This window comes from Chryseobacterium sp. IHB B 17019, assembly GCF_001456155.1.
GTDB lineage: Bacteria > Bacteroidota > Bacteroidia > Flavobacteriales > Weeksellaceae > Chryseobacterium.
Map to the genome: position 1 here is coordinate 3700500 of NZ_CP013293.1, position 12450 is coordinate 3712949.

General features: G+C 35.7%; 13 protein-coding genes. 7 read left to right on the top strand and 6 right to left on the bottom strand.

The genetic code is table 11. The annotated features are described in order from the left end of the window. Positions 1-17: 17 nt before the first annotated feature. Genes ATE47_RS17115 through ATE47_RS17125 form a run of 3 tightly spaced genes read right to left on the bottom strand, consistent with a single transcriptional unit; the run spans position 18 to position 1840 of the window. On the bottom strand, positions 18-572 hold the full coding sequence (locus tag ATE47_RS17115) for a Maf family protein (protein WP_062163098.1): 555 nt from the start codon (positions 570-572) through the stop codon (positions 18-20). Positions 573-582: 10 nt separating this feature from the next. Beyond that, complete coding sequence (locus ATE47_RS17120) at positions 583-1101, bottom strand: KdsC family phosphatase (RefSeq protein WP_062163099.1); 519 nt, start codon at positions 1099-1101, stop codon at positions 583-585. Beyond that, positions 1091-1840, bottom strand: a complete 750-nt coding sequence (locus tag ATE47_RS17125; protein WP_062163100.1) for a Rossmann-like and DUF2520 domain-containing protein — start codon at positions 1838-1840, stop codon at positions 1091-1093. Before ATE47_RS17125 ends, ATE47_RS17120 begins: the two co-directional genes overlap by 11 nt. A 218-nt stretch (positions 1841-2058) precedes the next feature. On the opposite strand from ATE47_RS17125, the gene ATE47_RS17130 reads away from it, so the two are divergent. The 5 genes from ATE47_RS17130 to ATE47_RS17150 all read left to right on the top strand — a co-directional run bounded on the left by ATE47_RS17130 (position 2059) and on the right by ATE47_RS17150 (position 5976). Then, positions 2059-2610: an RNA polymerase sigma factor gene (locus ATE47_RS17130; protein ID WP_062163101.1), complete on the top strand. Its 552-nt coding sequence runs from the start codon at positions 2059-2061 to the stop codon at positions 2608-2610. Between the two features lie 17 nt (positions 2611-2627). Next, on the top strand, positions 2628-3173 hold the full coding sequence (locus ATE47_RS17135; protein ID WP_062163102.1) for a hypothetical protein: 546 nt from the start codon (positions 2628-2630) through the stop codon (positions 3171-3173). Between the two features lie 8 nt (positions 3174-3181). Next, positions 3182-3694 (top strand): hypothetical protein, encoded by a 513-nt coding sequence (locus ATE47_RS17140; RefSeq protein ID WP_062163597.1) that lies wholly within the window; start codon positions 3182-3184, stop codon positions 3692-3694. 102 nt (positions 3695-3796) lie between these two features. Then, positions 3797-4831: a hypothetical protein gene (locus ATE47_RS17145; RefSeq protein ID WP_062163103.1), complete on the top strand. Its 1035-nt coding sequence runs from the start codon at positions 3797-3799 to the stop codon at positions 4829-4831. Between the two features lie 113 nt (positions 4832-4944). Then, complete coding sequence (locus ATE47_RS17150) at positions 4945-5976, top strand: hypothetical protein (RefSeq protein ID WP_062163104.1); 1032 nt, start codon at positions 4945-4947, stop codon at positions 5974-5976. Between the two features lie 37 nt (positions 5977-6013). Here ATE47_RS17150 and ATE47_RS17155 read toward each other — a convergent pair whose 3' ends face one another. Further along, positions 6014-8302: a GH92 family glycosyl hydrolase gene (locus ATE47_RS17155; protein WP_062163105.1), complete on the bottom strand. Its 2289-nt coding sequence runs from the start codon at positions 8300-8302 to the stop codon at positions 6014-6016. Positions 8303-8712: 410 nt separating this feature from the next. Between ATE47_RS17155 and lepA the strand changes: the two genes are divergently transcribed. Then, on the top strand, positions 8713-10509 hold the full coding sequence (gene lepA, locus ATE47_RS17160; RefSeq protein ID WP_062163106.1) for a translation elongation factor 4: 1797 nt from the start codon (positions 8713-8715) through the stop codon (positions 10507-10509). 41 nt (positions 10510-10550) lie between these two features. Here the strand turns inward: lepA and ATE47_RS17165 are convergent, their stop codons facing one another. Next, positions 10551-10760: a hypothetical protein gene (locus ATE47_RS17165; protein ID WP_062163107.1), complete on the bottom strand. Its 210-nt coding sequence runs from the start codon at positions 10758-10760 to the stop codon at positions 10551-10553. A 131-nt stretch (positions 10761-10891) separates the two neighbouring features. Further along, entirely contained in the window at positions 10892-11524 is a 633-nt protein-coding gene (locus ATE47_RS17170; RefSeq protein WP_062163108.1) for a DUF1579 domain-containing protein, read from the bottom strand. A 140-nt stretch (positions 11525-11664) separates the two neighbouring features. On the opposite strand from ATE47_RS17170, the gene ATE47_RS17175 reads away from it, so the two are divergent. Next, positions 11665-12342 carry an NUDIX hydrolase gene (locus ATE47_RS17175; RefSeq protein ID WP_062163598.1) on the top strand — a complete coding sequence of 226 codons (678 nt, stop codon included), beginning with the start codon at positions 11665-11667 and terminating at the stop codon, positions 12340-12342. The last annotated feature ends 108 nt before the right edge of the window (positions 12343-12450 follow it).

Consider the following 12450-nt stretch of genomic DNA (forward strand, 5'->3'; position numbering starts at 1 on the left):
TTTTGTATTGAAACTCTTTATATTTCTTTCAAAATTTTGTAAACCAAATGGGTAGGCAATCCCATAATGGTATAAAAGCTGCCATTCATCTTCTTAATCTTCGCCATTCCCAGCCATTCCTGGATGCCGTAGCTTCCTGCTTTATCGAAAGGTTTGTAATGTTGAATGTAATACGCTATTTCATCATTTGTAATTTCATCAAATTCTACTTCTGCAACATCGGTTTGTGTGATGGTTTTATCTAAAGTTTTAATCGTAATTCCGGTATAAACCTGATGTGTTTTCCCTGAAAGCATTTGTAGCATTGCTTTTGCATCCTCTTCATTTTTCGGTTTTCCAAGAAACTGATTATTAATGGCTACAACAGTATCAGCTGTCAGTAAAACCTCACCTTCTTCCAGTTTTCTGAATGCCTCTGCTTTTAATTCAGATAAATAAGCTGCGGACTCTCCCACTTTGATATGGTCGGGAACGATTTCCTCACAGTCGATTTTCACGACTTCAAAATCGAAGCCTAAACTGGACAATAATTCTTTTCTTCTGGGAGATTGTGATGCTAATAATAATTTCATTTTCAATTAATTAAACTGATTGTGTGTTATCATCATGCCATTTTCCCTGAACTTTCATGACCTGCTCAATGACATCTCGCACGGCCCCACTTCCTCCTTTTTTAGGTGAAATGTAATTTGAAATTTCTTTGATTTCCGGAACGGCATTTTCCGGACAAGTCGCAATCGCGGAGTTTTCCATAATGTGCAGATCCGGAATATCATCTCCCATTGTTAAGATTTCTTCGTTTTTAAGATTATATTTCGCCTTAAAATCTTCAAAATCGATCATTTTATCTGGTGATTTAGGATAATAATCTTCAATTCCGAGATAATTGATCCTGTGTTTTACCATTTCATCATTCCCACCGGTGATTACCCCGATTAAATAATTGTTTTTTAAGGCTTTAACGACCGCATAGCCGTCCAAAACATTCATTACTCTCGACATGTTTCCTCCGGGCATTAAATAAATGCTTCCGTCCGTGAAAACCCCGTCTACATCGAATACAAATGCTTTTATATCTTTTAATTTCTCTTTATAGCTCATACATTTTCTGAATAGAATGATTCATTGTTTTGTAAATTTCAAGACTTTCGTCTTTTAGTAATTGCTCATGTAATTCCAATATCCGTTTGTCGTTTCGCACAGCCGGGCCGGTTTGTGCTGATTTAGGATCTATTTCATGAATTTTCTGTACCGTTTCATCAATTAACGGTAAAAAATATTCAAACGGAATTTCCTGGGAATCCGAAATTTCTTTTGCCCTAGAAAAAAGATGATTGACAAAATTGCAGGCAAAAACAGCCGTTAAATGAATATATTTTCTCTTTTCATAAGTGCTTTCCATTACATTTCCTGAGATTTTGGAAGCTATTTCAAAAAGGAATTTTTTATCTTCTTCATTTTCAGCTTCTATAAAAAAAGGAATTTTTTCATATTCCAGCTCTTTTGATTTAGAAAAAGTTTGAAGTGGGTAAAAAATTGATTTTCTGTACTCTCCTGTCAGAATTTCTTTCGGAAGCGAACCGGAAGTATGGGCAACCAGACTGTCTTTTTTAGTAATTAACTGAGATACATTTTCCACAGAATTGTCGCTTACACAGACGATGTATAAATCTGCGTCCTTTAGTTTTTCCGTCGAGTACGGAATTTTTAACGCTGAAGAAATTTGATTTAATTCTTTTTCATTCCTTCCAAAAATCTGGGCTAAAGGAATGTCATTCAGAACAAAAGCTTTGGCCAGATGAAAGGCTACATTTCCGGAACCGATAATTACAATTTGCATATAACAAAGATAGGTTTTTGTGATGAGTTTTTTATGAGGGAAGTTTGCGACGGAAATATGCGGCAGAAATAAAACAAATCTTTGCGAACCCAGCGTTTTATACTAATTTCATTAAAAAGTATCTGAAAATTCTTATATTTTGAATATATTGGACTGAAAATTGAAGGAGTAATTTAACTTTCAGTTATTTTTGTAATCCAAAACAATGAAAGCATCTTATGAAGATTAAGGACGCGGAAATTATTTCGTTGATGCAAAATCCACGGACTCTCGAAAAAGGAGTTCGTGCCTTGATGGATGCTTATCAAAGTAGATTGTATTGGCACATACGGAGAATTATTGTGGATGGAGATCTTGCTCAGGATACATTGCAGGAGACTTTTATTAAAGCTTATCAGAATTTTCACCAGTTTAAAAATGATAGCCAGCTGTATACATGGCTGTACAGAATTGCTACCAACGAAGCGCTGCAGCAGGTGAACAAACTGAAAAAAATGCAGAAAACGGATGAAGACCCGGAATATTATATGCAGAATTTGGTGGCAGATAATACGGACGGAAATGCAGAAGAAATACAGATCTTACTACAGAGCGCCATACAAAGCCTGCCGGAAAAGCAGAAACTGGTATTTATGATGCGGTATTATGATGATTTGCCTTACGAAGAAATCTCGAAAATTGTAGAGATGTCGGTAGGGACTTTAAAAACGAATTATCATTATGCCAAACAAAAGATAGAAGAATATATTAAAGAAAATTACGAGAGATAATTTTTGAAAAAACAGAGATGAAAGAGTTCGATATAGAAAAACTTGAACGTAAAAACATTTACACAATTCCTGATAATTTGTTTGAAAATATTCAGCAAAATGTGATGAATGATTTACAAGCTAGGAAAAAAGCACCTATCTTCAAATTAAATTGGGGATATGCTGCTGCGGCGTCATTAGCTTTGATTTTTGGGGCGACTTTTGTTTATAATTTAAACAATGATTCAACAAAAGACCAGACGGATTCTCAGACATCTTATGCTGTAAATAACCAGAAAACAAAGACAGAGAGCGAAATCGCCTATGAAACTTTAAAATCTGATTTAACTTCTGTTGAAAACAACAATCAAACAGGTGAAAGTCAGAATAATAAGAAGCCTATCTATGTGCAGGATAACCAGGCAGATAAGACAAGGGCTGAGATGAAAACTCAAACAGTAAAACCTGCTTCCAAAAAAACGGAAGCTCAGATGAACGAATATTTGGATTCTTTTACAAACTCTGAAATTTCAGAATTGGCTAGCAATTCAACGCAGGACGTTTATTTGGATTTATATAATTAATGAGAAAGATGAAAAAGATATTATTTACACTTTTAATTATTTATGGTTTTGGACTGAACGCCCAAAGGACAGATTATGACTGGAAGAAGATGGACCCTAAACAAAGAAAAGAAGTAATAAACAATCTTTCTCCGGAAGAAAGAAAGGCGCTTCTTACTAAGTTCAGGAACAATATGGTGATGGAAAATCTGAATATTGACCCAAGCGACAAAACTGAATTTACAGAAATTTATAATGAATATCTGGAAAGTCAGAAGCAGATAAAAAGTCAGTTCAATTCCAATTTTAATCCTGAAACTTTGTCAGATGATGAGGCTAAAGCCAAACTTCAGCAAAGCTTTGATGTTGGACAAAAGTTATTAGATAATAGAAAAAAATACGCTGATAAAATGCAGCAGGTAATTCCTTGCCAAAAAGTCTTGAAGCTGTTTCAATCTGAGGGAATGATGAGAGATAAAATGAACGAAAGAAAGCCTCACGGAAACAAAAATGACGCTCCGAGACAAAGACAAAACCCATAATAGTTTATTTTTTTAATGTTGGACGACTCTTGCAATTTATTTGTGAGGGTCGTTTAATTTTAAATGAATTTGTATTTTTGCGGCAATTTTTAAACATAAATTATGAAGAAAATACTGGCATTCATTCTGTTTTCTGTGCTTATTTCTGCTCAAAAAGTTGAGCTGATCAAGCTTGACCAGAATATTAAGGACAAAAACGGACGTACAAAATCCCTTACTTTTGTTGATAACAGAACGGATAAAACAATAGGTACAATTACAGATAAAGATGAAACGGCGGAAATAAAATTTGCTGATGAGAATCTGAAAAGCCACATTGAAAGCAGGTTTCTGAATGATAATAAGAAATTAGGAAATACAGACATTGTTGTCATGCTGGAAGAACTTAAAGTATATGATGAGCAGGATAGAAACAAAGATTTTCCTTATGCAAAACTGAAAATAAGAATTTCGAGTTTTTTAAAAAGAAATGACAAATATTATTTTATTAATCGTTTTGACAATGTGATTGTTTGTAATCCGAAAATAACATCTCATGCTCAAAGATATTTGGTTCCAAGAATTTCTGATATCATCACAGAATTTATTAAGGCCTCTTATTCCAACACAATTTCCGGATCATTTATTCCTGAAAGTGAGATCAATAATTACAATGAATATTTAGGCAAAAATTATAAAGCATTTAATAATCCTGAACTTAAGGATGGAGTTTATACCAGTTTTAAAAGTTTTTATAATCAAGAACCCAATGCAGATTATTCTACTGAAAAAAATAGAAAAGGTAAGGTTGTACGATTAATGCAAAACGGCATACAGACGTCTTTGTCCGAGATGTATTGTTATGTAGAAGGTGGAAAGGCATATAAACTAACACCTGTTGGTTTCGATGAAATGAAGAAGGATAAAAAAGGATTTTCAATTTTTAGCTCCAGAGTCAATCTTTTTGCTGAGAATAAAGGGGGAGGAGCCATGGTTGGTGCTATTGCAGGAGGAGTTGTAGGCGCTTTGATAGGTGCGGCAATAGATTCTGCGTCAAACTCAAATAGTGGGGCCATGAATGGAATCGGCTATAAATCTACCATAGAATCCTATGTTTATATAGATTCTCTGACCGGAGGATACATTTTCACAAAATAAATGTTTGAAATTTATAATGATTTTTTGAATGAATAAAATAACAGCTCTTACAAATCTTTGTGAGAGTTTTTTTATGTTGAACTAATTCATATTTTTGAAAAAATTATAAATTGATGAAGCAAATTTTCATATTACTGTTGTTTTCTGTGAAATTAATGGCGCAGGAAAAGGAAACCATAAACCTGTCAAAATCTATTAAAGACGATAAAAAATCCATTAAAACTTTTACGGTCATTGATCAAAGACCAAATAAGGATATCGGATCTGTCATGTATCACAAAGATCAGGTAAATGTTGTTTTTGAAAACAACGCAGAAAAAGATATCACAGACTGGTTCTACAAAAATAATCCGGTAAGAGGAAATGATAACTTTGTTTTGTTATTAGAAAATATAGAAATAACAGAAGATAAAAAAGAAAAGTCTTCAATTGGAAAATTAAACCTGAGAGCAAGCACTTTCATTAAAAGAGATGATGGGTATCATTTTGTTTATAGGATAGATACAGTCGCAACAGTTTCATCACGCACTACGCCGTATTTAGCACAAAGTTTGGCAAAAAAAACAACACTTATTTTTACGGATTTGTTTAAAAGTTCTTATAAATTAAAACCATGGGAATATAGTATTTCAGAAAATGACCTTCCAAATTATACTTCTTTATTAAAAGATAAGCTTGATATTTTAAAAACAGAAACTTTAAAAGATGGTGTGTATAAAGATTACTATAGTTTTTTCACGCACAATCCTGAACCGGGTTTTATTATTGAAACCAATACAAAAGGAATCGTAACAAAAGCGGTTAACGGAGAGAAAAAAGAGCCTATAAGAAACTTTTATGCATTTGTTCATAATGGAATTCCGTTTAAGGTAATTCCTGTGGGTTATGTTGAAATTTTCAGGGATGATCAGGGGCTTTTTATTGAGGTTAAAAAAGAAGAACTTTTCCCCGAATCTAATTCTTCTTTTATTATGATTGGCGGAGGTATTGCAGGTTTGATAGGAAGTGTTGCGGCTAATGTGGCCATTGCAGCCATTGACGCGGGTGCGGCAAAAAAAAGAAGAGCTATGGCAGGGACCGAAGTCTCATTAGATCCTTTCACAGGGCATTATATCTTACCCGAAAACTTTGGTAAAACTAAATAATAGAATAAAAAAGAGAGACAACTGTCTCTCTTTTTCTTTATTTTTTGTCTTTAGAATAAGAGTAAGGAAAATCTTTTTCATTCGTTCCCCGATCTTTATTCGGTTGAGGAGACATATCAAATTTCAGGGTTGCGCCTTTCATTAATTCATGATGACTTAGCCAATTTTTAGAATATTTTTTTCCATTAAATTGTAAGGAATTCACATATCTGTTTTCTTCGCTGTTATTATCAGCTTTAATTTCAAGAGTTTTTCCATTTTCCAGATTAATTGTTGCTTTTCTAAATAAAGGAGCGCCCAAAACATACTGATCCGTCGCCGGAGTTACGGGATAAAAACCAAGTGCCGAGAAAATATACCAGGCCGAAGTCTGTCCGTTATCTTCATCGCCGCAATATCCATCAGGTGTTGGCTGATACAGGCGGTTCATCGTTTCGCGAACCCAATATTGTGTTTTCCAGGGCTCTCCGGAATAATTATACAAATAAATAATATGTTGAGCCGGCTGATTTCCGTGAGCATATTGTCCCATATTCGCATTTACCATTTCCTGAATTTCGTGGATTGTTGAACCATAATAAGAGTCATCAAAAATAGGAGGTAACTCAAAAATCTGATCTAATTTTTTTGAAAAATCCTTTCTTCCGCCCATTAATTTGGCCAATCCTTCAATATCCTGAAAAACCGACCATGTGTAATGCCACGAATTACCTTCCGTAAAAGCATCACCCCATTTGAAAGGATTAAAAGGTGCTTGAAAGCTGCCATCCTGGTTTCTTCCGCGAGCCAGTTTTGTCTCTGGATCAATTACTTTTTGGAAATTTTGGGAACGCCTGTAATATTCTCCCCATTCAGATTCCGGTTTTCCAAGGGCTTTTCCTAATTGGGCAATCGCAAAATCATCGTAAGCATATTCCAATGTTCTTGCAGTATTTTCATTGATTTTCACATCATAAGGTACGTAACCCAGCTTTTTATAATACTCAATTCCCAGTCTTCCAGTCGCCTCCGGACCTTCATTATTTGCGCCGTGAAGCAACGCCTGATATAAAGTTTCAATATCATAACCCCGCAAGCCTTTCATGTAGGCATCCGCCACCACAGAAGCAGAATTATTTCCAATCATAATATTTGAATAAGAGGGACTTGACCATTCCGGAAGCCAGCCGCCTTCTTTATAATCGTTGATTAAGCCTTTCTGCATTTCAACATTAATGCTTGGATAAACCAGATTTAAAAAAGGGTAGAGTGCCCTGAAAGTGTCCCAAAAACCGGTTCCCGCAAAACGATAACCAGCCTCAGTTTTTCCTGAATACGGACTGTAATGCACAACTTCCCCCGCTTTGTTAATTTCATACATTTTATGTGGAAAGCAAAGCATTCGATATAAGGAAGAATAGAAAGTCCGCATCTGATCGATGGTTCCGCCCGCAACTTCAACTCGTTTTAATTTTTCATTCCAGGCTAATTTTGCTTTTTTATAAGTTTCATCAAATGAATCTTTGCTTAATTCTCTTTGTAAATTTAATTCTGCCTGTTCTAAACTGATAAAAGATGAAGCAATTCTCAAATTTACTTTTTCGCCTTTTTTTGTTGCAAAACCGACCACTGCACCGCAATGATCTCCTGTAATTTTCAATGCATCTTTTACAAAATCTTTATCTTTCCATGTTGAATATTTCGTGAAAGGTTTATCCGCATAAATCACAAAATAATTCTTAAAACCAACCAATTTTCCTCTTGAATATTTTGTTGAATATCCCACAATTTTATTCTGAGAAGGAATAATAGTAATGCTTGAACCTTTATCAAAAGCATCCACCACAAACCAAGAATCGTTGGAATCCGGATATGTTAAACGCATTTGTGCAGCTCTTTCAGTCGGAGTTATTTCGGCCGTTACATTGTGATCAGCCAGATAAACACTGTAATAATAAGGTTTTGCAACTTCTGATTTATGGGAAAACCAACTTGCTCTTTCTTCTTCATTAAAACGCATTTTTCCCGTCACAGGCATGATTGAAAACATTCCGTAATCGTTCATCCAGGGCGATGGTTGATGCGTTTGTTTTATTCCACGGATTTTGTCTGCATCGTAAGTGTATTGCCATCCGTTTCCGTTTTTTCCGGTTTGCGGTGTCCAAAGGTTCATTCCGTGGGGAACAGCGACGGCGGGATATGTATTTCCATTCGATAAAGAAGGTTTTGAAAGGGTTCCTATTAACGGATTTACAAATTCTTCGGGATTTTGCGGTGCGTTTTCAACCCATTGAGATTTCAACAGGGTTAAGGGAATAATTAAAAGGAATAAAAGAACTTTTTTCATGAATTTAAAATAAGTTTTGGCTTTCTGTAAAGATTTTAATGTGAAAAGTTAAAAATTTTTATTAGTAATGACAAGCTACAATAAATAACAAGGAACTTTGAGCGGTGAAAATTCCCCTCCTCTGGAGGGGTGGCGAAAATTCGAAAGAATTTTTGACGGGGTGGTTTAACAAGTGAATTTTGCTTCGCAGTGATTAGAAAGTCCTAAAAATTCACAATTCACTTTGTACTGCCGCACTTCCTAGCCCCGATAGGAACGGTTACCCCACAGCAAGAATTGGATTAGCTTTGGCGCGAGGAGTAAAAGTGGATAGCGGGAAACAGCTTCTAAAAAATAAATTTTCACCCAATAAAATAAGAATTAGAAATTCCCTCGCATTTTCTTATCTTTGCAAATTACAAGGTTCTTAAATGAAAAACATACGAAATTTTTGCATAATCGCCCATATCGACCACGGTAAAAGTACTTTGGCGGATCGTCTTTTGGAGTATACCAATACGGTGACTCAGAGAGAATTACAATCTCAGACACTTGACGATATGGATTTGGAGAAAGAGCGTGGGATTACGATCAAATCTCATGCGATCCAGATGGATTATGAATATAAAGGAGAAAAATATATTTTAAATCTGATTGATACACCGGGACACGTAGATTTTTCTTACGAAGTTTCCCGTTCAATTGCTGCTTGTGAAGGAGCGCTTCTTATTGTAGATGCTGCTCAAAGTATTCAGGCACAGACTATTAGTAATTTGTATTTGGCGTTGGAAAATGATTTGACAATCATTCCGATTTTGAATAAAATTGACCTTCCTTCCGCAAATCCAGAAGAAGTAACAGATGAAATTATGAATTTGATCGGTTGCGAATATGAAGATGTACTAAGGGTTTCCGGGAAAACAGGAGAGGGTGTTCTTCATTTGCTGGAGCAGATTGTGGAAAGGATTCCGGCTCCGGTGGGAGATCCGGATGCACCGCTTCAGGCTTTGGTTTTTGACTCTGTTTATAATCCTTTCAGGGGAATTGAGGCTTACTTCAAAGTGGTAAACGGAAGTATTTCTAAAAACGAAAAAATTAAATTCTTTGCAACAGGAAAAGAATATGGAGCAGATGAGGTTGGTACTTTAAAACTGAAACAGGTTCCAAAGAAAACCGTTCATTGTGGAGATGTAGGATATCTGATTTCGGGGATCAAAGATGCCCGTGAAGTAAAGGTAGGAGACACCATTACGTCTTTTGAAAATCCTGCTCCGGGACCGATTGAAGGTTTTGAAGAAGTAAAGCCGATGGTTTTTGCAGGAATTTATCCTATTGATTCTGAAGATTTTGAAGAATTAAGATTCTCTCTTGAAAAATTAAGATTAAATGACGCTTCTTTAGTTTTCGAACCGGAAAGTTCTGCTGCTCTAGGCTTTGGTTTCCGTTGCGGATTCCTGGGAATGCTTCACATGGAAATTGTTCAGGAACGTCTTGACAGAGAGTTTAATATGAACGTGATCACCACGGTTCCGAACGTTTCTTATTTTGGATATACTAAAAAAGAACCGGATGTTCCGATTTTGATCAACAACCCATCCGAAATGATGGATCCGTCAACAATGGACAGAGTGGAAGAGCCTTTCATTAAAGCTTCTATCATTACAAAATCTGATTTCGTAGGTGCTGTAATGACTTTATGTATCGAAAAAAGAGGAGAGATCGTAAACCAAAGTTATCTGACATCTGAAAGAGTTGAATTGATCTTCAACATGCCTTTGGCTGAGGTTGTTTTTGATTTCTATGACAGGCTAAAATCTATTTCTAAAGGGTACGCTTCATTCGATTATCACCCAATCGGATTCAGGGCTTCCAAGTTGGTGAAAATGGACATCCTGATTAATGGGGATATGGTAGATGCATTATCTTCTTTGATTCACGATTCTAATGCTTATTACATCGGTAAAAGGATGTGTGAAAAGCTTCGTGAGCTGATTCCTAGACAACAGTTTGATATTGCTGTTCAGGCGGCTTTGGGAGCGAAAGTTATTGCAAGAGAAACCATTAAGGCTTTAAGAAAAGACGTTACCGCAAAATGTTACGGTGGGGATATTTCCAGAAAGAGAAAATTATTGGAAAAGCAGAAGGAGGGTAAGAAAAAAATGAAGCAGATTGGTAGAGTAGAAGTACCGCAATCCGCGTTCATGGCAGTTTTGAAACTTAACGATTAAACCATAAAAAAGACCGATAAATTTTATCGGTCTTTTATTTTTCAAATATTTCTCTGCTTCTCCATGAGATTTCCCTGGATGACTAATGCTCCTAATCCGAGGATAACTTCAGCAATTCCTAAAATTCTCACAAGATTGGGTCCGCAGACTATACATTCCGGTTCTGGGAAAGGTTTTTTCCCTACTACAATAATTAAAACGCCGCCAATAATAATGATGACTACAATAAAGATTCTTAATAATGCTTTCATGATGGTATTGTTAGTTTAATGCCTACTTTTCAGGTTTTCGGCAGTACCTTTTGTTTATACCAAAATTGATGATAACTATCAAGCAATCAATAAGTAAAATCACTATTTTACGACAGTAATTTCACTGTAAATTATTTTTTACGGGTGTATTTTATTTCCATTGTTTTGTATTCTTTTCCTGTTTTTGAGTCAGGGCCGTACATTTCCATGATCTGGGTATTATCATCCACAAATGTAAAAACTTCTCTTACGTCACAGTCTTTTCCGGGTCTTGAAGGATCAGTCATTTTTCCTTTGAATTCAATGGATTTTTTAGCTGCATCCCAATCGCCTTCTGTGTGCATAATTCCAGTCCCCATATTATCAACCCATGTGCTTACAAACTTTTTCTTTGCGTTGTCGTAGCCTACAATACTCATGCCTTCGAACGGCATTCCCATAAAGTTTCCTTTATGTTCGCTTACCTGATAACGTCCGTCAAAAATCATCTTATTGGTCGCTTCAGATTTACTCGTCATCGGTTTTCCTCCGGCTTCCATCCACATTGTGGTTTCGCCTGTCCACATTCCGTCAGATTTTGCCAGCATTTTTTGCATCTCTCCTGGAGTTGCATAATCCATCCATGCTTTGGTTGCCGTTGCAGAATCTACAGGCTTCCATTCCGTTGAATCTGTTGTTTTAGAATCTGAGTCCGCGGCAGGCTTTCCTTTTTCACAGGCTACAAAAAGAAGTGCGGTACAAGCTGCGAATAATAAATTTTTCATAATAGTTTCATTTTAAGTTGTTTATAAAAGTAATGAAATTTTCTTTGCAAAGAATTATTATTTTAATATTGATGTTGACCGTCCTAAATTGTAACTTTGTGTAATCGTAACGCAAATCAATTATGAAATCTCCCCATAAAATACAGGATATAAAAGTTGCTGTAGACGCAGTTATTTTCGGTTATTTTGATAAAAAAGATCTGCAAATCCTTTTGATTAAGAGAAATATTGAACCTTTCAAGGGAGGTTGGGCTCTTCCGGGCGGACTTGTTTTGGATGATGAGAATCTGGACGATGCCGTAAAAAGGGAATTGCATGAAGAGGCAGGCATAAAGCCGGATTTTTTGGAGCAGCTTTACACTTTTGGTAATGTTGGTCGTGATCCGAGGAATAGGGTGGTTTCTGTGGCTTATTTAGGGCTTGTGAATCCATCTTATCATGAACTTTTTGCAGATTCTGATGCCGATGATGCACAATGGTTCAGTGTCAATAGCCTTCCAAGCCTGGCTTTCGATCACCAAAGCATAATTGATATTGCCTTAAAAAGACTTCGTACAAAAATTCAATATCAACCAATCGGGTTTAATCTTCTCAATGAAGAATTTCCTTTTTCAGACCTTGAAAACCTTTATAAAACAATCATCGGGCAAGAAATTGACCGTCGGAATTTCCGCAAAAAAATAATGAGCTACGGACTCCTAAATGAAACTAATAACGTTAAAAAAGAAGGCAGCGGCAGACCGGGAAAATTGTTCACTTTTAATCAGGAGAAATATAAAGAGCTTGAAGAACAAGGATTTTATTTTGAAATTAAATAAATTTTATCGCTGAAAATCAATTAATTATATATATTAGCGTAAAATAAACGCAAATAAATTTGGTTGATCTCTCGTGTTCTTTTAAATTTGTGTAAAAATAACGCAATT